The sequence below is a fragment of the Methylobacterium sp. J-072 genome (assembly GCF_022829425.1).
Taxonomy (GTDB): domain Bacteria; phylum Pseudomonadota; class Alphaproteobacteria; order Rhizobiales; family Beijerinckiaceae; genus Methylobacterium.
Genome location: NZ_JAKSYK010000192.1, coordinates 88,192 through 106,860, shown reverse-complemented (window position 1 = coordinate 106,860; position 18,669 = coordinate 88,192). Strand labels below are relative to the sequence as shown.

Genomic DNA, 18,669 nt, shown 5'->3' with positions numbered 1-18,669 from the left:
CTTTCGGGCTCTCGCGGGTGGCCTCCGGCTGGTGCCGAAGACCGTCTTCTTGGGAATCAGGATTGAGCGGCGCCCCTGCCTTGCTCGACGCGGAGCTTGACGTCCAGTGTCTCGGTGCCGCCGCCGGTGCGGCTGCCACGAATCGGCGCTGCGCCCAGGTAGTCGAGCCCCGAGGCGACGCGGATGTATCCGTCCGACGGCGCGTTCTCGTAGCACGGGTCGAACGCCACCCAGCCGAGATCCGGCACCAGGGCCTCGGCCCAGCCATGCGGGGCCTCGACATCGGCCTCGCCGTCGTCGCGGGCGCGGTAGCCGGCGACGTAGCGGGCCGGGATGCCGAGATGGCGGGCGGCGGCGATGAAGACGTGGGTCAGATCCTGGCAGACGCCCTTGCCGGCGGTGAAGGCTTTTCCGGCGGGGACGGCGTTGGCGGCCGGCCCGGCCTCGTAGGCCACTGCCTCCGGCACCGCCCCGCGCAAGCGGTGCAGCACGGCGAGCGGCGTGCCATCGCCGTCAGTGGCGACCCGCTCAGCGAAGATCTGCAGGTCCGCGCTGGTCGCGCAGAGATCCGTGTCCCGCAGGTAGAACGCGTCCGGCAAACGCTCGACCGTGCCGCGAACCACCCCGTGGGTGTCCTCGGTATCGACCGAGCCGGTGACCCGGATGGTCAGGGCGTCCGCCGGCGCGTCCGGCGTGAACCAGTGGACGATGTTGCCGAACCCGTCCTCGCGGGCGGTGAGCCGCCCGTCGATGGAGGTGTCGATCCGCCAGGTGCGGACATATTGCCCGTCATGGTCCCGCGGCGTCAGGCGCATGACCTGCACGAGCCCGCGGGCCGGCTGCTCGTAGGTGTAGATGGTCTCGTGGACCACGCGGATGCGCATGCGCCGGGCCTGTCCGTCCTGTTCAGCCGACCAGATACTGCTTGGCGATGGCTTCGCCCACCCTGTTGTTCTCCGCAATGAACGCCTCGACGAACTCGTGGAGCCCCGAATTGAACACCCGATCGATATCCTCGCTGTCGAGCTTGGCCAGCATGTTCCCGGCTAGGCGCTGGCTCGGCCCGCGCCGTCCGTAGGCATCGGCGATCAGGTCGAGATACTCGACGATCACGCCGTAGCAATTGGCGAAGGAGCGCGGCATCTGCTTGTTCAGCATCAGGAGGTCGGCCACCAGCAGCGGCTTGACGCTCTCGCGATAGACCCAGTGATAGGCGTTGAAGGCGGAGACTTCGCGCAGGATCGTGGTCCACTGGAAGTAGTCGAGGCTGCCCCCCACCGTCTCGTTCTGCGGCAGCAGGATCTGGTACTTCACGTCGAGGATGCGGGCGGTGTTGTCGGCGCGCTCGATCGCCGTTCCGAGGCGGGTGAACCAGAACGCGTCGTTGCGCAGCATGGTCCGGAAGGCCGAGCCGTCGAAGGTCAGCGAGACGGTCTTCACCCAGTCGAGGAAGCGGCTGAACTCGTCGCGGCTGAGCTCCTTGCCGGCGTAGTTGCGCAGTTCCAGCCACGCGCCGTTGATCGCGTCCCACATCTCGGTGGTGAGCGCCGTGCGGACCGAACGGGCATTCTCCCGGGCCGACTCGATGCAGGAGCGGATCGAGGACGGGTTATGCGGGCTGAACGCCAGGAAGTCGCAGACCGTGTCGGCGTTGACCGCGCTGTAATGCGGCTTGAACAGCTCCGGGTCGCCCGCCGAGGCGAGGGCGGATTCCCACTCGTTGGTCTCGCCGCCGCCGTAGCTGGTGGGCAGCGAGGCCAGCCGGTGCGCCGCGTCGAGGATGCGCGCGACGAAGTCGGCGCGCTCGACGTAGCGCGAGAGCCAGAAGAGGTTGTCGGCAGTCCTGGAGAGCATTTCTTGCGACTCGGATCGGCTCGGCGGCAGGCGGCGCGTCTGGATGTGTGGGGCGATGACCCCTTAAGCGTCGAGCACCCAGGTATCCTTCGTACCACCGCCCTGGCTGGAATTGACCACTAAAGACCCTTCCTTCAGCGCGACGCGGGTCAGCCCCCCGGGCACGATGCGGATCTGATCGGCTCCGTTGAGCACGAACGGCCGCAGATCGACGTGGCGCGGGGCGACCCCGGAGGCCACGAAGGTCGGGCAGGTCGAGAGCGACAGGGTCGGCTGGGCGATAAAGCCGTCCGGGGCGTGCTTGAGCTTCTTGGCGAAATCGTCGATCTCGCGCTTGCTCGCATGCGGCCCGACCAGCATGCCGTAGCCGCCCGAGCCGTTGACCTCCTTCACCACCAGCTCGGACAGGTTGTCCATCACGTAGGCGAACGACTCCTTCTCGCGGCAGCGATAGGTCGGCACGTTGTGCAGGATCGGCTCCTCGCCGGTGAAGAATTTCACGATCTCCGGCATGTAGCTGTAGACGGCCTTGTCGTCCGAGATGCCGGTGCCGACGGCGTTGGCCAAGGTCACGGAGCCGCGCTCGTAGGCATTCATCAGGCCCGGCACACCGAGCACCGAATCCGGTCGGAACACGAGGGGATCCAGAAAATCGTCGTCGAGGCGGCGGTAGATCACGTCGACCCGGCGCGGCCCTTCGGTGGTGCGCATGTAGACCACGTCGTCCTTGGTGAAGAGGTCGGACGCCTCCACCAGTTCGACGCCGAGCTTGTCGGCCAGGAACGAGTGCTCGTAGAAGGCCGAGTTGTAGCGGCCGGGGGTCAGCAGGACCACCGTGGGATCGCGCGTGGCCGAGCTTGGCGCGAGGCTGCGCAGGGTCGCGAGCAGGGCGTCCGGGTAGTTCTCCACCGGGGCGACCCGGTGCTTGGAGAACAGGTCCGGGAACAGGCGCAGCATCACCTCCCGGTTCTCCAGCATGTAGGAGACCCCGGACGGGATCCGGGCGTTGTCCTCGAGGACGAAGAAGTCCTTCTCGCCGGTGCGGACGATGTCGATCCCGGCCACGTGCACGTAGAGGTCGTGCGGCACTCGGAACGAGCGCATCTCCATGCGGTAATGGGCGTTCCGGTAGACGAGATCGGCCGGGATGATGCCGGCCTTGATGCATTCCTGGGCGCCGTAGACGTCCTTCAGGAACAGGTTGATCGCGGTCACCCGCTGCTTGAGGCCGCGTTCCAGGAAATCCCATTCCGGCTTGGTGATCACCCGCGGGATGATGTCGAACGGGATCAGCCGCTCGGTCGATTCGTTGTCACCGTAGACCGCGAAGGTGATGCCGATCCGGCGGAACAGCAGCTCGGCCTGGCTCCGGCGGGTGTTGAAATGCTCGGGCGGGGTGGTCTCGAGCCAGGTCTTCAGCTTGCCGTAGGCATCGCGGACGGCGGCCGGATTGGCGGCGCCGTTGCCGAGTCCGTTCATCTCGTCGAAGGCCGTCAACGCCATTCCGCTTCTCCCTAACGCTCCTGCTCTTCAGGCAAGAGACGCGCCACCCCCAGCAGGGCTATACGTGCGGTCGACAACGCTCAAGACGGCAGGAAGATCAGAACAGCTTGAGGCCTTTCAAGCTGGCATGTCCGTTTCGACCGAGGATGACATGGTCGTGCACCACAATTTTAAGGGGTGCCAGGACCGAGACGATCTCGCGGGTCATCGCCACGTCGGCCGCGGACGGGGCCGGGTCGCCCGAGGGATGGTTGTGGGCGAGGATGATCGCGGTGGCCGAGAGTTCCAGCGCCCGGCGAGCGACCTCCCGTGGATAGACCGGCGTGTGGTCGACGGTCCCACGCCCCTGCACCTCGTCGGCGATGAGGTGATTGCGCTTGTCGAGGAACAGGATGCGGAATTCCTCGCGCGGCGCGAACGCCATGGTGGTGCGCAGATAATCCTGGAGCGCACTCCAGGAATTGAGCAGGTCGCGCTCGCGGAGGGCGCCTCGGGCGAGCCGCCGGCCCGCGGCCTCGATCACCTTGAGGTCGGCGGCGACCCCGGCGCTCACGCCCTCGACCTCCATCAGCCGGGCCGGCTCGGCGCTCAGTACCTCGGCGAAGCTTCCGAATCGGGCAACCAGCGCCTTGGCGAGCGGCTTCACGTCCCGCCGGGGAATCGCCCGGAACAGGACCAGCTCCAGCAGCTCGTAATCGGCCAGGGCGTCGCCGACCGCCGCGAATTTCTCCCGCAGGCGGTCGCGATGGCCGTGATAATGCGGCGGCTCCTTGGCGGCGGGCACGGCGCTCTCGGCGAACAGCCCCGCCGCGCTGCCGTCCTCCGGAGCCACGGCCGGTCAGGCCGCCGGATTGATGGGCTGGTGCAGCCCCTTGGGCGAGATCGTGAAGATCTCGACGCCGGTCTCGGTCACCGCCACCGTGTGCTCGAACTGGGCCGAGAGCGAACGGTCGCGGGTCACCGCGGTCCAGCCGTCGCCCAGCACCTTCACGGCCGGGCGGCCGAGATTGATCATCGGCTCGATGGTGAAGAACTGGCCGGGCTTCAACGGCACGTCGTAGCTCGCCTCGACGTAGTGCAGGATGGTCGGCGCGTCGTGGTAGATCCGCCCGAGGCCGTGGCCGCAGAAGTCGCGCACCACCGAGCAGCGCTCGCTCTCGGCAAAGGTCTGGATTGCGCGGCCGATATCGTTGGTCGAGCCGCCGGGCTTCACCGCCGCGACGCCGCGCATCAGCGCCTCGTAGGTGATCTCGCACAGGCGCTGCGCCTTGCGGGGCACCTCGCCGACATAGGCCATCCGGCTCGAATCGCCGTGCCAGCCGTCGAGGATCAGGCAGCAATCGAGGTTGACGATGTCGCCCTCGCGCAGGGGCTTGTCGTTCGGGATGCCGTGGCAGACCACGTGGTTGATGGAGGTGCAGATCGACTTCGGATAGCCGCGATACAGCAGCGAGGCCGGATAGGCGCCGTGATCCATGGCGAATTCGTAGGCGAGCTTGTCGAGCTCCTCGGTGGTGACGCCGGGCTGCGTCGCCTCCATCAGGACGTCCAGGGCCTCGGCGGTCAGACGCCCGGCCCGACGCATGCCCTCGAATCCTTCCGGCCCGTGGATCGGCGGCTCCGGCGCGCGGCGCGTGCCCTGCGCGGTGGCCTGTTCCTGTTGCATCGTCGTGACTTTTTGCGGCGTCGTAAATCGGGTGCCGACCCTATGTACGGTGCCCGGCGCGGCAGGCCAAGCCGCCCGCGCCGGACGGTGCACGGGTGCGCGGCGTTGGAGGCTTGCGCGGGCCGCGGGGCTGGCGGCATAAGCGGCCGCGAGGCGCCCCGGAGCGCCCGGGCAGATTCGCCCGTGCGGACGGGTGCGGGGCAGGCGAGGGCCGTATGGCAGGCAAGGCGGTACCGCACTTCCACAACGAGCCGGGCGTGCCGGTGATCGCGGTCGGGGTGAAGGAATTCATGTGCATCGGCGCGCTGCCGCCGTTCGACCACCCGCACGTGTTCCTCGACATGGGCGCCGACACCGAGATCATCTGCCAGTACTGCTCGACACTCTATCGCTACCGCGCCGGCCTGAAGGCCGACGAGGCCGATCCGCAGGCCTGCGTCTGGCACGACGCCGCCGCCGTCGCCGCGGAGTAGCGCCCCCTCCCTTGCCCTCAGACAGTCGAACGCCCCTGGAAATCGGGATCGTCGGGGCCGGGATCGGTGGTCTGACCGCGGCCCTGGCCCTGTCGGATGCCGGGCACGCCGTCACGGTGATCGAGCGCCGCACCGGCTTCAGCGAGGTCGGGGCCGGGATCCAGATCTCCCCGAACGCGAGCCGGGTGCTGGCCGATCTCGGCCTCTCGGCGGCCCTGCGCCGGGCGGCGAGCGAGCCGCCGGGGGTGGAGGTGCGTGCCCTAGAGAGCGGCCGCCGGATCGGCGGCGTGGCGCTGGGCGTGGCGGCCCAGGAGCGCTTCGGCGCGCCCTATTACGTGATCCACCGGGCCGACCTGCAAACCCTGCTGCTCGATGCCCTGCGCAGCCGCCCGGCGATCCGCCTGATGATGGGCCGCGACATCACCGGCCTGGCCGAGACCGATTCCGGCGCCGTCCTCACCGCCGAAAGCAGCGGCGGCGCCCAGGCGCTGCCGTTCGACCTCGTGATCGGCGCCGACGGGTTGCGCTCGCGCCTGCGCGCCCATCTCGACGCGGCGCCGCTGCGACCGGGCCGGGCGGCGGCCTGGCGCGCCCTGATCCCCAGCGAGGCGGTGCCGGAGGCGCTGCAAGGTCCGGCCACCGGCCTGTGGCTCGGCCGGGGCCGGCACGTCGTGCATTACCCGGTGCGGGGCGGCCGCTTCCTCAACGTCGTGGCGGTGGTGCCCGAGGCGGTGGGCGACGAGGATTGGGGTCGCCTCGGCGAGCCAGCAGTGCTGCGCGCGCATCTGCGCGGCTGCGCCGGGCCGCTGCGCGATCTGCTGAGCCTGCCCGATTCCTGGCTGGTCTGGTCGCTGGCCGACCGGGCCGTGGCCCGTCCCCTGGCCGCTGGCCGGGTAGCGCTGCTCGGCGACGCGGCGCACCCGGTCCTGCCCTACCTCGCACAAGGGGCCGCCCTGGCGATCGAGGATGCCGCCGTGCTGAGCCGCGCCCTGGCGGACAACGCCGACGTTCCCGCGGCGCTCGCCGCCTATTCAACCGACCGGACCGCCCGGGTGCGCCGGGTGCAATGGGCGGCCCGCTCCAACGGCCGCACCTACCACGCCGGCCGTCTCCTGGGCTTTGCCCGCAACACCGTGATGGCCCGCCTCGGCCCGGACGGCATGCGCGACCGTTACGCCTGGCTCTACGGCTGGACGCCCCCCGCTTGATCACGCGCGCCGGCGCCGCTACCGAGGGACCCATGCGGACGTGGCGGAACCGGTAGACGCACGAGACTTAAAATCTTGCGGCCGCAAGGCCGTGCGGGTTCGAGTCCCGCCGTCCGCACCATGAAACCCGAATCGATTGCCGCTTCACTCTTCCGGGATCCGGCCCGGCGGCACCGGCCCCCGGCCGCGCTCGCGCTCCGTTCGCACCGGGCGGCGCTGACGCTCGGCGCGGATGTCGTCGGGGGTCGGCGGGGCCGAGGGATAATTCGAAGCGAACGGGTTCGGCGGCGCAGACCGCGAAGAGCCGCCGAAGAGAGAATCGAAAAAGCCCTCCTCGGCATGGACATGCGTCGAAGCGACGAGGAGGCCGAGGGCCAGGATCGGGCGAAGCAGCGTCGTCATCCGGTCCCGCTAGCCCGACTTTCCGGCGGATCGGAGGCCGGCTTGGAACCCGGCGGCGGGCGACGGGTTCGCGTTCCACCAATCCGAGCGCGTACAGGAGTCGCAATGTCCGAGGTTACCTATCGCATCGTCGAGCACGATGGCGGCTTCGCCTACAAGGTCGGCGACGTCTTCTCCGAGACCTTCCCGAGCCGCGAAGAGGCCCTCCAGGCCGCTCAGGCCGCCGCCGCCGAGCAGCAGGTCCCCGGCTCCACCGAGGGCATCCGCTACCAGGACAAGAGCGGCAGCTGGCACGACGAGACCGCGCAGGGCAGCGATCGTCCCCGCGCCAAGGTCGTGGACTGACCGGAGCGGCCTTGCCGTGGCGCCAACAAAAGCCGCAACCCAGGCGCGCACCAAGGCCCGTCCGAAGCCGGACGCCACCCCCAAGCCGGCGCGCCCCAAGGGCGCGCGCCGCACGACCCCGTCGCCCGAGACCCTGTCGGAGCTGGGGCCGGATCGGCTCATCGGGCTGATCCTCGGCGAGACCGCCCGCAACCCCACCTTCAAGAAGCTGGTCACCGCCGCGCTCGCGGCCCTGCAGGGCCCGGATGCCGTCGCGGCGATGGTCGACCGGCGGCTGGCGGCCCTCGAATCCGCCCAGGGCTACATCGACTGGCAGAAGCGCCGGGCCTTCGCGGGCGATCTCGACGCCACCGTGACGGTCATCCTCAACGAGCTGCGCCCGCTGGATGCCGGCGCCGCCCTCGATCGGCTCCGGCGCTTCTTGGACGGCGGCGACGCCGTACTGAACCGGGTCGATGACAGCACCGGCGCGGTGCAGGGCGTCTATGAACGCGCCACCGACGCCTTCGTGGAGATTGCCGCCGGTCTGACGCCGGCCGAGGCCGCACGGGTCGCCACCAGCCTCGTCGCCCCCTTCACGGCCGATCCGTTCGGCCCCCTCGGACCGCTGCTGGGCGAGATGGTGCCGACGCTCGCTCCGGACGCGTTGTCGGAGATCGAAACGGCGCTGGCGGAAGCAGCCGCTGGGATGGAGAAGGCCGGCACTCCACGGAGTGACGCCGCCCATCGCCGCGTCGCCGCCCGCGGTCAGATCCTGCGCCTCCGCCAAGTGATCGCCGACCGGCGCAACGACACCGACGCCTTCATCGCCCTGGAGCGCGAGATTGCGCCGGGCCGGGAGGACCGCCGTTCGGTCGCGCAACGCCTGCTCGCCACCGGCCGGGCCGCGGAAGCCCTGGACTGGATCCGGCGGGAGCAGGAGCCGGGCCTGCGCATCGTGACCCGCGCCGACCTGATCGCCGGCTTCGACCCGCGCGGGCCCGAGCGCGAGCGGCAGGCGCTTGAGATCGAGATCCTCGACGCGCTCAACCGGGGCGAGGAGGCGCAGGCCCTGCGCTGGGCGCTGTTCGAGCGCGATCTCGACGCCCCGATGCTGCGCGCCTACCTCGCCAAGCTCCCCGATTTCGAGGACGAGGAGGCGCTTCAAAAGGCGCTCAATCACGCCGAGTCTTTTACCAATCCGCACCGGGCGCTCGCCTTCCTGGTGGGCTGGCCGGACCTGTCCCGGGCTGCGGGGCTGGTCACCGCGAAGCGAAAGCTTTGGCAGGGCGAGAACTACGCCGTGCTGGCGCCGGCCGCCGAGGCCCTGGTCCAGGATTACCCGCTCGCCGCGACGATCCTGTATCGTCGCCTGCTCGACGGCATCCTCGAATCCGGCCGCAGCGCCGCCTATGCCCACGGTGCACGCTACCTGCTGGAACTCGACGGCCTCGCCGACCGCCTGGCGGCGGGTGCGATCGACCCGCCACCGGCCGCCTACCGGGAGAGGCTGCGGCGGGATCACGGCCGCAAGCACGCGTTCTGGGGGTTGCTGCGCGACTGAGCGCCTGTTTGACCGGTCATTCCCATCCTCTACCTCATCCTGCGGTGGCGTAGCGGAGCAGAGCCCTCGAAGGATGAGGGAAAAGATCAGGATCTCCGTCGATCAGAACCATCCTTCGACGGCGATCGTGCAGTCAAACAAGCTCTGAAATGTTGTCGTTAAAGTCATTTGGCGCCCAGATACGGATCGTAGTCTTTTCTACCTCTCCGACGCGTGCATGGAAGACGTGCCTGAAAATCGGTCCCTTTGTTGGATCAGGGATTTAGCTCGGCTATTCCCGTCATTGCGAGCGCAGCGAAGCAACCCAGGGCAGCGCGCGATCCCAGAATGGTGCGGTTCCCTGGGTTGCTTCGCTGCGCTCGCAATGACGGTTGAGACGATGATACGCGCGGTCCGGCCGGGAACGGCGGGCCGGAGAGCGAGCCCTATGAGGCTTCCAAAACCTCGATCGCATCGACGCGATCGGGATAGAACGCGACGTGGTCCCTGATGGCCGAAACGGCCGGGAACGGCGCCTCGTAGCTCCACACCGCATCGGCGCGCCGAACGCCTTCGACGACGAGATCGAAATACCGGGCCTCGCCCTTGTACGGGCAGTGGCTGGTCTTGGCGGAGGGCACGAAGGAGTCCGCCTGGATGTCCGCCCGAGGGATGTAGAACACCGGCGGGTAGCTCGCCTCCTCCAGGCGCACGGCGTTGCGCGTGTCCGCCACCGCCACGCCAGCCACGATCACGCGGATCTGGCGCGGATCCGGCGTGAGGGTGATCGGATGGTCTGGTCCGGGCTGTTTCATGGCGTTCTTCCAGGCTCGGGTTTCAGTTCGACGGTTCCAAGGGCATCGGCCAAGCGGGATTTGGCGGTCCCGGGCCGCAGCGGCTTCTGCTGGCTCTCATGCGGAACCCAGCCTGAGAGCCACAGCACCTCGAAGGTCGCCCGCACGCGCCCGTCGGAGTCCGAAAAGCGCTCGGCATAGACTTCCGCAGCACGCACCAGGGTCGCCCGGCGCAGGGGCGTGCGCCGACGCTCGGTGAGGACGTTGGTCATGCCCATGGCCCGCAGGTCGCGCATCAGCCCGAACAGGTCGGCGTAGCGCACCATCAGGGTGTCGGTATCGGCCACCGGCAGGGCGAACCCCGCCCGCTGCAGCAGGGCGCCTGCCTCGCGCACGGCCGCGAACGGCGACACCCTCGGGCTGATCCCGCCCTCGATCTCGCTCTCGGCCTGGGCGAAGCTCTGGCGCAATTCGGTGAGCGTCGCGCCGCCGAGCAGGCAGCCGAGAAACAGGCCGTCCGGCCGCAGCGCCCGGCGCAGCTGAATCAGCGTGCCGGGCAGATCGTTGACAGCGTGCAGCGTCAGCAGGGAGACGGCGAGGTCGAGGCTCCCGGCGGCCAGGGGCAGGAATTCCGGGTCTCCGACGATGTGGCTGCCGCCGGATCCGGGCAGGGCCGCCAGGCGGAGGATCAGGGATTTCGGATACCGAGATGCGAGCGCCGTGCCCGCCCCCGTGCCGGGTGTGGCGAGGTCGAGCACCGTCGAGAAATCGCGCAGCACCGCGCCCAAGCGATCATCCAGATCCTCGACGAGCCGGTCGAGCAGAAAACCGGCGTAGCCGATCCGCTCGGCCCGGGCGAGGCGATGGCGGGCGAGGGCGGTGTCGAACAGGGCGGCCGGGGCGTTCATGGGCCTGCACATGGCGCTTGCGGCGGCGTCCCGCCAGCATCCCGTCCGCATGCCTGTGAACAGGATCGATCGCGGCTGCACACGGAGCCGTGAGGCGCGCTAACCTCATGGAACGACTCAGCAGCGCCGCCGTTCCTGCTGCGACCGGCCGCAAGGCCGAGATTGATCATGGAGTTCAGGTCATGAAGCGTACGCTCATCGGAGCCGCAATGGCCCTCGCCGCCCTCACCGTCGCGAGCGGCGCTGAGGCCAAGGGCTGCATCAAGGGCGCGATCGTCGGCGGCATCGCCGGCCATTATGCCGGGCATCACGGCCTGGTCGGCGCCGCCGCCGGCTGCGCCATCGGTCGCCACCGGGCGAATTCCCAGGCCCGGCAGCGAGACCAGGCGATCGACCAGCAGGGCGCACGCCCGGTCTCGGCCCGCTAAAACCGGTCCTTCGACCGCATGACGGCGATCGAGGCCGTCGCATCGGCCCTGCGCGGCTTGCCGCGCGGGGTCGTGTCGTTGATCTACCCGCCGACCTGCTCCGGCTGCGGCGGTGCGACGGCTGATCCCGGCGCCCTGTGCCCGGCCTGCTGGACCGGCCTGCGCCTAATCGAGGAGCCCCTGTGCCAGCGCTTCGGGACGCCGTTCGCGGTCGATCTCGGCGTCGGGCCGCTGCTCTCGCCGCGCGCCATCGCCGAGCCGCCGGTCTTCGGACGCGCCCGGGCGGTCGCCCTCTACGATGAGGTCGCCCGTCGTCTGGTCCACCGGTTGAAGTACGAGGATCGTCTCGACTTGGCCGGCGTGATGGGTCGGATGATGGCGGCGAGCGGCCGGGCCCTGATCGCCGAGGCGGAGTGCATCGTTCCGGTCCCGTTGCATCGCTGGCGGCTCTGGCGCCGGCGCTTCAATCAGGCCGCCCTGCTGGGCCGGGTGATCGCCAGGGGCGCCGGGCTGCCGTTCGAGCCGTCGGTGCTGGTCCGGGTCCGGGCAACCCGCTCCCAGGTCGGCCTGAGCCGGGCAGCCCGGGCCGAGAACCTGAGCGGGGCGTTCCGGGTGGCGGCGGCGCAGGCACACCGCATCCGCGGACGGCGGGTGCTGCTGATCGACGACGTCATGACCACCGGCGCCACCGGCAATGCCGCCTCCCGGGCGCTCCTGCGCGGCGGGGCGGCGTCGGTGGACCTGCTGACCTTCGCGCTGGTCGATACCGCCGCCGGGTAAGACCGGTCAGGCCGTGGCCCGCTCGCGGTTCGGGAAACTCACCGCCAAGGTGAAGTCGAACGCCTCCGCGATGCTCTCGTACCACAGCGAGAACGGCGTCGGCCGGGCGAGGTGGAGCGCGCCCTCGGTCTCGGAGCCGGCTCGGTGCAGGGCCGCGCCCTGCTTGGCTGCCAGCCGCAGCATCGGCCCGTTGCCGGACAGGCAGCGGACGTGGAGGTCGGCGACGCCGCGATGGCGGGCGGCGCGGGCGATCCGGGCGAACAGGTCGGCACCGATGCCCTGCCGACGGAAGGCGCGCTCGACCGCGAAGGCCGCCTCGGCACTCGGACCGAGGCCGTAGGGCGAGGCACCCGGCCCCATGGGCCGCAACTCGGCCAAGCCGCGCAGTTCGCCGTCCACGAAGGCGCCGTACATCACCCCCTGAGCGGTGAGCGCCTGCGCGGCATAGGCCCGCACGCCGGCTTCACTGACATTGCCCATGAAGCGATTCGCGCGCGCCTCGGAATCGAGGCGCAGGAAATAGTCGAGCACCGCATTGCGGTCGGCCGGCCATAGGCGCCGGACCGTGTGGGCCGACACGGCGAGGTGTCGAACAGCCATGATGGGTCTCCGGTCTGTGCGCGTTGTCGCGCCGATTGATCCGGACGTTCCTCCCGAAAGACGGGGCTGATCTCGCATCCCCATGGCCGTTGTGCAATGCAGCAATATGACTGAGGCCAACCGTGGACACGCTGCCATGCGCAGACCGGATGGAACGGTTCGCCGTACCGTGTTCCGGGCTGGACTTGATTCGGGCCCAGCTTGCGCGGCACAGGGATGCGGCTCAGGTCGGGAACGGTCGATCGGGCGCGGGGGGTGCCGGTCAGGCGCCATGCGGAGCTGCAGGGGACCGGCGGCGTGAGCGAGCAATCCGGGAAGCAACACGCGCCATCCGCGGAGGCGCGGGCCAGCGCCGTGTCGCCCGGCCCGGTCCATGAGCGCTACGAGGCCCTGGTCGCCACCGGCGCGATCGAGCGCGATCCCGCCCAGGCGCAGCTGGTGCGCGCCCTCGACCGGCTGCTCCAGGACCTCGGGCGCCGCAAGCGTGCCAGCAAGACCAGCGCGCTCGGCTGGTTGTTCCGGCGCAAGGACGAGGCCGAGGCGCCCAAGGGGCTCTACATCTGGGGCTCTGTCGGGCGCGGCAAGACCATGCTGATGGACCTGTTCCACGACGCCGCGCCGGCGCCGAAGCGGCGGGTCCATTTCCACGGCTTCCTCGCGGACGCGCATGAGCGCATCCACGCCTACCGGCAGGCACTGAAAGCCGGCACCGTGAAGGGCGACGATCCGATCGGCCCGGTGGCGGACCAGCTCGCCGACGAGGCGACCCTGCTGTGCTTCGACGAGTTCACGGTGACCGACATCGCCGACGCGATGATCCTCGGGCGCCTGTTCGGCCACCTGTTCCGGCGCGGCGTCACCGTGGTGGCGACCTCCAACGTCGAGCCCGACCGGCTCTACGAGGGCGGGCTGAACCGGGCGCTGTTCCTGCCGTTCGTCGCGACGTTGAAGGAGCAGGTCGAGGTCGTGCGGCTCGATTCGCGCACCGATTTCCGTCTGGAGAAGCTCGGCGGCGCGGCCGTCTACCATGTCCCGGCGGACGAGGCCGCCCGGACGGCCCTGGACGCCGCGTTCAAGGGGCTGACCGGCAAGGCCAAGGGCCGCCCGGCCACAATCCAGGTCCACGGACGGGACGTCACGATCCCGGAGGAGGCGAACGGCGTCGCCCGCTTCGGCTTCGACGACCTGTGCCGCAAGCCGCTCGGCGCCTCGGACTACATGGCCCTGGCGCGGGCCTTCCACACGGTGATCCTCGACGGGATCCCGGTAATGCGGGAGGCCGAGCGCAACGAGGCCAAGCGCTTCATCACCCTGGTGGACACCCTCTACGACCGGCACGTGAAGCTGGTGGCCTCGGCCGCCGCCGAGGCGCAGGATCTCTACGTGGCCGAGACCGGCCGGGAAGCGTTCGAGTTCGACCGGACGGTCTCCCGCCTGATCGAGATGCGCTCGCGGGAATACCTCGCCCTGCCGCATGGACGGGCCGATTCCGAAGCCTCAGGTGCCAGCACCGGGCTGGTGGAGACGTGAACCGCCCGGGAGTCGGCTCGATCTTCCGCCTGCGGCGGCCGAACTGGCGCGGTGCCGGCCCGCTCGGACCGCTCCTCGGCTCGCCGGCCGCCTTCGTCCTGCTGGTCGTGGCGCTCGCGGCGGGCACCGCCAACTACATCGCCGGGGAGGCCGACCGGGCCGCCACCGCGCAGGCCAACGCCACGATCGCGGGGGTCGAGCGCCTGCTCTCCGAGGTCAAGGACCTGGAGACCGGGGAGCGCGGCTTCGTGCTGGTCGGCAGCGAGGATTACCTGACGCCCTACACCCTCGCGCTCGGCAAGATCGAGACCGAGCTTGCCGGCCTCGGCTCGACCGCGCAGGAGCCGGTGCGCGCCGGCGGCCCGTCCCTCGCCGGGCTGGTGGCGCAGAAGCGCGACTTCGCCACCCGGGTGGTCGCGGCGCGCCGGGAGCGGGGCTTCGACGCGGCCACCGACCTCGTGCGCACCGGCGAGGGCAAGCGTCTCATGGACGCGATCCGCATGGAGGCCGCCGCCCGCCAGGCGATGACGGCCCAGCACCTCGCCGACGTGCAGGTGCGGGAGCGCTGGCGCGGGCTGATCCTGTTCCTGCTCTCCGGTGCGGCGGCGCTCGGCGCGATCGTGCTGCTCGCCCGCCTCGCCCTGGTGCGGCGGCAGGAATCCCTGCGCATGTCGCGCCTGCTCGACGGCGTGCTCGCCAACGCCCCCGTGGGCCTCGGCTTCCTCGATCGGGACCTGAAGATCCGCCACATGAACCGGGCGCTCGCCACCATGAGCGAGCGCGGCTTCGGGGCCGATCTCGGCGCCCCGATCTGGGCGATGCTCCCGACCCTGCGCGAGGCGCTGGCACCCAAGCTCGCCGCGGCCCTCGAAGCGGGTCTGGTCTCGCCGAACGTGCCGGTGGGGGTGCCGACACCCTCCGCCCCCGGCGGCGTGCGCCAGTTCTCGATGAGTTTCTATCCCCTGCGCGGCGAGGGCACAGCGCCCGACAGCGGCCAGGACGTGGAGGGTGTCGGCCTGGTCGTGGTCGACGACACGATCCGCCACCTCGCGGAGATGCGGACCCGGCGCAGCGAGGAGCGCTTCCGCTCGCTGATCGAGGCCAGCGCGGCGATCGTCTGGACCGCCAACCCGGAGGGGAGCCTGCACCGGCGCCAGACCGCCTGGAGCCGCTTCACCGGCCAGGACGAGGCCACCTATGCCGGCCTCGGCTTCCTCGACGTGATCCACCCGGACGACCGCGCCCACACCCAGGCCGACTGGTCCCGGGCGGTGTCGACCCTGACGCCCTACGCCACCGAGCACCGGCTGCGCGCCCGCTCCGGCGCCTACCGCCACATGAGCGTGCGGGCGGTCCCGATCCTCGAAGCGGACGGCACCTTACGCGAATGGGTCGGCACCCACACCGACATCACCGAGCGCAAGGAGGCGGAAGCGGCCATCGAAGCGGCTCGGGCCGCCGCGGAAGCCGCCAACGAGGCCAAGAGCCAGTTCCTGGCCAATATGAGCCACGAGCTGCGCACGCCGCTCTCGGCGGTGATCGGCTATTCCGAGATGGTCCAGGAGGAGCTGGAGGATCTCGGCGAAGCCGACCTGATCGCCGACATGAAGAAGATCGAGTCCAATGCGCGTCATCTCCTCGGCCTGATCAACGACGTGCTCGATATTTCGAAGATCGAGGCCGACCGGGTCGAGATCTATGCGGAGGATTTCGACGTGGCCGAGGTGGTCCGCGACGTGGCCGCCACTGTCGAGGGCCTGATCGCCAAGAAGGGCAACGCCCTGGCCCTGGAACTGGCCGAGGATGTCGGCCGGGCCCATACCGACGTGACCAAGCTGCGCCAGTGCCTGATCAACCTCCTGAGCAACGCGGCGAAGTTCACCGAGAACGGCCGGATCACCCTGGGCGTCACCCGCACCGCCGAGGCTCTGCGCTTCACGGTGGCGGATACCGGCATCGGCATGAGCGACGAGCAGGTCGGGCGGCTGTTCGAGCGCTTCACCCAGGCCGACGCCTCGACGACGCGGCGCTTCGGCGGCACCGGGCTCGGCCTGTCGATCACCCGGGCCTTCTCGGAGATGCTCGGCGGCGCCATCGTGGTGGAGAGCCGGGAAGGGCAGGGGACCACCTTCACGCTGACGCTGCCAGTGCAGTTCCAGGGCCCGGAGGCCGAGCACGCGCAGACGCCCGGCGATACCCCGGGCGATCGCAGGACGATCCTGGTGGTCGACGACGATGCCGCGACCCGGGACCTCCTCGCCCGCTTCCTGGAGCGCGAGGGCTTTTCCGTGGCGGTGGCCGAGGACGGCCGCCGGGGGCTGGAACTGGCTAAGTCCCTGCGCCCCCGGGCGGTGCTCCTCGACGTGACCATGCCGCAGATGGACGGCTGGGCGGTGCTGCGCGCCCTGCGGGCGGATCCCGAGGTCGGCGCGACGCCGATCGTGATGGTGACGGTGCTGGACGAGCAGAACCTCGCCTTCTCGCTCGGGGCCACGGACTACCTCCAGAAGCCGATCGACTGGGGCAGCCTGCGCCATGTCATCGACCGGTTCCGGCCGGTCACCACGGACGGTCCGATCCTGGTGGTCGAGGACGAGGCGGACGTGCGTGCCCATCTCTGCGCCTATCTCGGCCGCGAGGGTTTTCCGGTGGTCGAGGCCGAGAACGGCCTGCGCGCCCTGGAAACCCTGGAGGCGGAGCGCCCCTGCCTGGTCCTGCTCGACCTGATGATGCCGGAGATGGACGGGTTCGGCTTCCTGCGGGCCTTGCGCGCCCGGCCGGACTGGCGGGACATCCCCGTGGTGGTGCTCACCGCCAAGGACATCACCGCCGAGGATCGCCGACGCCTCGCCGGCCAGGCCGACCGGGTGCTCGCCAAGGGCACGACGGGCTTGAGCGAGCTCGCCCGGGAGCTGCGGGCGCTGATGCCGGGGCATGCGGAGGTGGGCTGACGCCGCGCATCATCCCCGAGCGGGGGAGGCCGGCTCTTGGGACGATGCCGGCCGGGGGCCGCGGGCGATCCTGGCTGTCAGATCCCCCGGAACGCCAGCACCAGCGCCCCGACCGCGATGCCCCAGAGCGCCAGGGTCGACCAGATCGCGCGCCGGCCCTCGCTGCGGGCGAAGTGCTCCAGACGCCGCGCGTCGCCCGTCCCGGCCTCGTCGAGGCGGACCAGCACGCGCTTGAGCCGGGTCGCGAGGTCGGGAATGTCGCCGACCACGTCGGACAGCACCCGCAGCGCCTCGAAGCCGCTCTGGGCACGCCCGAGCGGGCCGGCATTCTTGGTGATCCAGCTGCGCACCACCGGCTCGGCGGTGGTCCACATGTCGAGACGCGGATCGAGCGAGCGGGCCACGCCCTCGACCACCACCATGGTCTTCTGCAGCATCACCAGCTCGGTCCGCGTGCTCATGTCGAACAGGGCGGTGATGTCGAACAGCAGGGTCAGCACCTTGGACATCGAGATCTCGTCGGCCCGGCGCTGGTGGATCGGCTCGCCGATCGCCCGGATCGCCTGCGCGAAATCCTCCACCGAATGGTGCGCCGGCACGTAGCCGGCCTCGAAATGCACCTTCGCCACCCGGCGGTAGTCGCGCAGGATGAAGCCGAGCAGGATTTCGGCGAGGAATCGGCGCTCGTTCAGGCCGAGCCGCCCCATGATGCCGAAATCCACGGCGACGAGCCGCCCCTCGGCATCGACCAGCAGGTTCCCCTGGTGCATGTCGGCGTGGAAGAAGCCGTCGCGGATCGCTTGCCGCAAGAAGCTCTGGATCACGGTGCGCCCGATCGCCTGCGGGTCGTGGCCGGCGGCGGCGAGTTCGGCCGCGCTGTGCAGGCGCACGCCCTCGATCCACTCGGCGGACAACACCTCCCGGGCGGTGAGTTCCCATTCGGGCTTGGGCACGCGGAAATCGAGGTCGCCCTTGGTGTTCTCCGCGATCTCCGAGGCGGCGGCCGCCTCCAGACGGAAATCCATCTCCATCATCACGGAGCGGGCGAGGATCTCGACCACCTCGCGCGGGCGCAGCCGCTCGGCCTGCGGCGAGAGGGCGTGCACCACCCGGGCCATGAAGCGCATGACTTCGAGGTCGCGCATGAACCGCTCGCGCACGCCCGGCCGCATCACCTTCACGGCGAGCGCCCGCTGCGTGCCGTCGGCATCCTGCACGACCGCCTTGTGGACCTGCGCGATCGAGGCGGCGGCGATCGGCTCGCTGAACGACACGAACAGCGTGTGCACCGGCTTGCCGAGCGCGGCCTCGACCACCTTCAGCGCGGTCTCCTGCGGGAACGGCGGCACCCGGTCCTGCAGCCGCTCCAGGTCGAAGGCCGCCCGCATGCCGACGATGTCGGGCCGGGTCGCCAGGAACTGGCCGAACTTCACGTAGGAGGGGCCGAGCCGCGTCAGGGCGGCCGACAGCCCGGCGGCGCCGTCGCCCAGTCCCCGCCGCTCCAGGGTCCGCCCAAGCTTCAGGGCGAAGCGCAGATGCGCGGGGAGCTCGGAGGGATCGACGAGGGCGAGCGCGCCCTCGCGCGCCAGGACGAAGCCGACCCGGGCGCCGCGGAACAGGTTGATCGCGGCGCCGATCATCGACGCGCCGAGACGTTCCCGCCCCCCTCTGCGGGGGAGGGGGGGAGATCGCGTGCACCGGCCAA

Annotated in this window: 18 protein-coding genes and 1 tRNA gene; 9 read left to right on the top strand and 10 right to left on the bottom strand. The window is 70.3% G+C overall.

Annotated features, from left to right (window positions below; all coding sequences use genetic code 11):
* Positions 1-56: 56 nt before the first annotated feature.
* The 5 genes from MKK67_RS24275 to map form a co-directional block, all read right to left on the bottom strand.
* Positions 57-884 carry a transglutaminase family protein gene (locus MKK67_RS24275; protein ID WP_243970311.1) on the bottom strand — a complete coding sequence of 276 codons (828 nt, stop codon included), beginning with the start codon at positions 882-884 and terminating at the stop codon, positions 57-59.
* 22 nt (positions 885-906) lie between these two features.
* Positions 907-1,854 carry an alpha-E domain-containing protein gene (locus tag MKK67_RS24270; protein ID WP_243970309.1) on the bottom strand — a complete coding sequence of 316 codons (948 nt, stop codon included), beginning with the start codon at positions 1,852-1,854 and terminating at the stop codon, positions 907-909.
* 63 nt (positions 1,855-1,917) lie between these two features.
* Positions 1,918-3,357: a circularly permuted type 2 ATP-grasp protein gene (locus MKK67_RS24265; protein ID WP_243970307.1), complete on the bottom strand. Its 1,440-nt coding sequence runs from the start codon at positions 3,355-3,357 to the stop codon at positions 1,918-1,920.
* A gap of 97 nt (positions 3,358-3,454) precedes the next feature.
* The gene (gene radC, locus MKK67_RS24260; RefSeq protein WP_243970305.1) at positions 3,455-4,189 is read right to left on the bottom strand and encodes a RadC family protein; all 735 of its coding nucleotides are present in this window, start codon (positions 4,187-4,189) and stop codon (positions 3,455-3,457) included.
* A gap of 6 nt (positions 4,190-4,195) precedes the next feature.
* Positions 4,196-5,023 carry a type I methionyl aminopeptidase gene (gene map, locus MKK67_RS24255; protein WP_243970302.1) on the bottom strand — a complete coding sequence of 276 codons (828 nt, stop codon included), beginning with the start codon at positions 5,021-5,023 and terminating at the stop codon, positions 4,196-4,198.
* Between the two features lie 215 nt (positions 5,024-5,238).
* Here map and MKK67_RS24250 point away from each other — a divergent pair, with 215 nt between their 5' ends.
* The 3 genes from MKK67_RS24250 to MKK67_RS24240 all read left to right on the top strand — a co-directional run bounded on the left by MKK67_RS24250 (position 5,239) and on the right by MKK67_RS24240 (position 6,825).
* Complete coding sequence (locus tag MKK67_RS24250; protein ID WP_050732645.1) at positions 5,239-5,496, top strand: zinc-finger domain-containing protein; 258 nt, start codon at positions 5,239-5,241, stop codon at positions 5,494-5,496.
* A gap of 11 nt (positions 5,497-5,507) precedes the next feature.
* The gene (locus tag MKK67_RS24245) at positions 5,508-6,704 is read left to right on the top strand and encodes an FAD-dependent monooxygenase (protein WP_243970300.1); all 1,197 of its coding nucleotides are present in this window, start codon (positions 5,508-5,510) and stop codon (positions 6,702-6,704) included.
* 34 nt (positions 6,705-6,738) lie between these two features.
* Positions 6,739-6,825: transfer RNA gene (locus tag MKK67_RS24240), tRNA-Leu, on the top strand.
* Between the two features lie 23 nt (positions 6,826-6,848).
* Here MKK67_RS24240 and MKK67_RS24235 read toward each other — a convergent pair.
* Positions 6,849-7,106: a hypothetical protein gene (locus MKK67_RS24235; protein WP_243970298.1), complete on the bottom strand. Its 258-nt coding sequence runs from the start codon at positions 7,104-7,106 to the stop codon at positions 6,849-6,851.
* Between the two features lie 105 nt (positions 7,107-7,211).
* Between MKK67_RS24235 and MKK67_RS24230 the strand changes: the two genes are divergently transcribed.
* The gene (locus MKK67_RS24230; protein ID WP_243970296.1) at positions 7,212-7,451 is read left to right on the top strand and encodes a DUF2188 domain-containing protein; all 240 of its coding nucleotides are present in this window, start codon (positions 7,212-7,214) and stop codon (positions 7,449-7,451) included.
* A 16-nt stretch (positions 7,452-7,467) separates the two neighbouring features.
* Positions 7,468-8,994: a DUF6880 family protein gene (locus MKK67_RS24225; RefSeq protein ID WP_243970295.1), complete on the top strand. Its 1,527-nt coding sequence runs from the start codon at positions 7,468-7,470 to the stop codon at positions 8,992-8,994.
* A gap of 425 nt (positions 8,995-9,419) precedes the next feature.
* Here the strand turns inward: MKK67_RS24225 and MKK67_RS24220 are convergent, their stop codons facing one another.
* Entirely contained in the window at positions 9,420-9,788 is a 369-nt protein-coding gene (locus MKK67_RS24220) for a DUF427 domain-containing protein (RefSeq protein ID WP_243970293.1), read from the bottom strand.
* A complete protein-coding gene (locus MKK67_RS24215) occupies positions 9,785-10,675 on the bottom strand; it encodes a methyltransferase domain-containing protein (RefSeq protein WP_243970291.1) in 891 nt (296 codons plus the stop codon). The genes MKK67_RS24220 and MKK67_RS24215 overlap by 4 nt, the downstream gene beginning before the upstream one ends.
* A gap of 182 nt (positions 10,676-10,857) precedes the next feature.
* Between MKK67_RS24215 and MKK67_RS24210 the strand changes: the two genes are divergently transcribed.
* Both MKK67_RS24210 and MKK67_RS24205 read left to right on the top strand, forming a co-directional pair.
* Positions 10,858-11,103, top strand: a complete 246-nt coding sequence (locus MKK67_RS24210) for a hypothetical protein (protein ID WP_243970289.1) — start codon at positions 10,858-10,860, stop codon at positions 11,101-11,103.
* Between the two features lie 18 nt (positions 11,104-11,121).
* Positions 11,122-11,883: a ComF family protein gene (locus tag MKK67_RS24205; RefSeq protein WP_243970287.1), complete on the top strand. Its 762-nt coding sequence runs from the start codon at positions 11,122-11,124 to the stop codon at positions 11,881-11,883.
* 6 nt (positions 11,884-11,889) lie between these two features.
* Here MKK67_RS24205 and MKK67_RS24200 read toward each other — a convergent pair whose 3' ends face one another.
* Positions 11,890-12,483 (bottom strand): GNAT family N-acetyltransferase, encoded by a 594-nt coding sequence (locus MKK67_RS24200; RefSeq protein ID WP_243970285.1) that lies wholly within the window; start codon positions 12,481-12,483, stop codon positions 11,890-11,892.
* Between the two features lie 297 nt (positions 12,484-12,780).
* Here MKK67_RS24200 and zapE point away from each other — a divergent pair, with 297 nt between their 5' ends.
* Together zapE and MKK67_RS24190 are read left to right on the top strand one after the other, a co-directional pair.
* Positions 12,781-14,013, top strand: a complete 1,233-nt coding sequence (gene zapE, locus MKK67_RS24195; RefSeq protein ID WP_243970283.1) for a cell division protein ZapE — start codon at positions 12,781-12,783, stop codon at positions 14,011-14,013.
* Positions 14,010-16,964, top strand: a complete 2,955-nt coding sequence (locus MKK67_RS24190; protein WP_243970280.1) for a response regulator — start codon at positions 14,010-14,012, stop codon at positions 16,962-16,964. The genes zapE and MKK67_RS24190 overlap by 4 nt, the downstream gene beginning before the upstream one ends.
* 77 nt (positions 16,965-17,041) lie before the next feature.
* Here the strand turns inward: MKK67_RS24190 and ubiB are convergent, their stop codons facing one another.
* Positions 17,042-18,604 carry a 2-polyprenylphenol 6-hydroxylase gene (gene ubiB / locus MKK67_RS24185; protein ID WP_243970278.1) on the bottom strand — a complete coding sequence of 521 codons (1,563 nt, stop codon included), beginning with the start codon at positions 18,602-18,604 and terminating at the stop codon, positions 17,042-17,044.
* Positions 18,605-18,669: the final 65 nt, after the last annotated feature.

Bases quoted from the DNA above. Each gene is read 5' to 3' on its own strand.
- MKK67_RS24275 (WP_243970311.1), bottom strand. From the start codon at position 884: ATGCGCATCCGCGTGGTCCACGAGACCATCTACACCTACGAGCAGCCG.
- MKK67_RS24270 (WP_243970309.1), bottom strand. From the start codon at position 1,854: ATGCTCTCCAGGACTGCCGACAACCTCTTCTGGCTCTCGCGCTACGTC.
- MKK67_RS24265 (WP_243970307.1), bottom strand. From the start codon at position 3,357: ATGGCGTTGACGGCCTTCGACGAGATGAACGGACTCGGCAACGGCGCC.
- map (WP_243970302.1), bottom strand. From the start codon at position 5,023: ATGCAACAGGAACAGGCCACCGCGCAGGGCACGCGCCGCGCGCCGGAG.
- MKK67_RS24250 (WP_050732645.1), top strand. From the start codon at position 5,239: ATGGCAGGCAAGGCGGTACCGCACTTCCACAACGAGCCGGGCGTGCCG.
- MKK67_RS24235 (WP_243970298.1), bottom strand. From the start codon at position 7,106: ATGACGACGCTGCTTCGCCCGATCCTGGCCCTCGGCCTCCTCGTCGCT.
- MKK67_RS24230 (WP_243970296.1), top strand. From the start codon at position 7,212: ATGTCCGAGGTTACCTATCGCATCGTCGAGCACGATGGCGGCTTCGCC.
- MKK67_RS24220 (WP_243970293.1), bottom strand. From the start codon at position 9,788: ATGAAACAGCCCGGACCAGACCATCCGATCACCCTCACGCCGGATCCG.
- MKK67_RS24215 (WP_243970291.1), bottom strand. From the start codon at position 10,675: ATGAACGCCCCGGCCGCCCTGTTCGACACCGCCCTCGCCCGCCATCGC.
- MKK67_RS24210 (WP_243970289.1), top strand. From the start codon at position 10,858: ATGAAGCGTACGCTCATCGGAGCCGCAATGGCCCTCGCCGCCCTCACC.
- MKK67_RS24205 (WP_243970287.1), top strand. From the start codon at position 11,122: ATGACGGCGATCGAGGCCGTCGCATCGGCCCTGCGCGGCTTGCCGCGC.
- MKK67_RS24200 (WP_243970285.1), bottom strand. From the start codon at position 12,483: ATGGCTGTTCGACACCTCGCCGTGTCGGCCCACACGGTCCGGCGCCTA.
- ubiB (WP_243970278.1), bottom strand. From the start codon at position 18,604: ATGATCGGCGCCGCGATCAACCTGTTCCGCGGCGCCCGGGTCGGCTTC.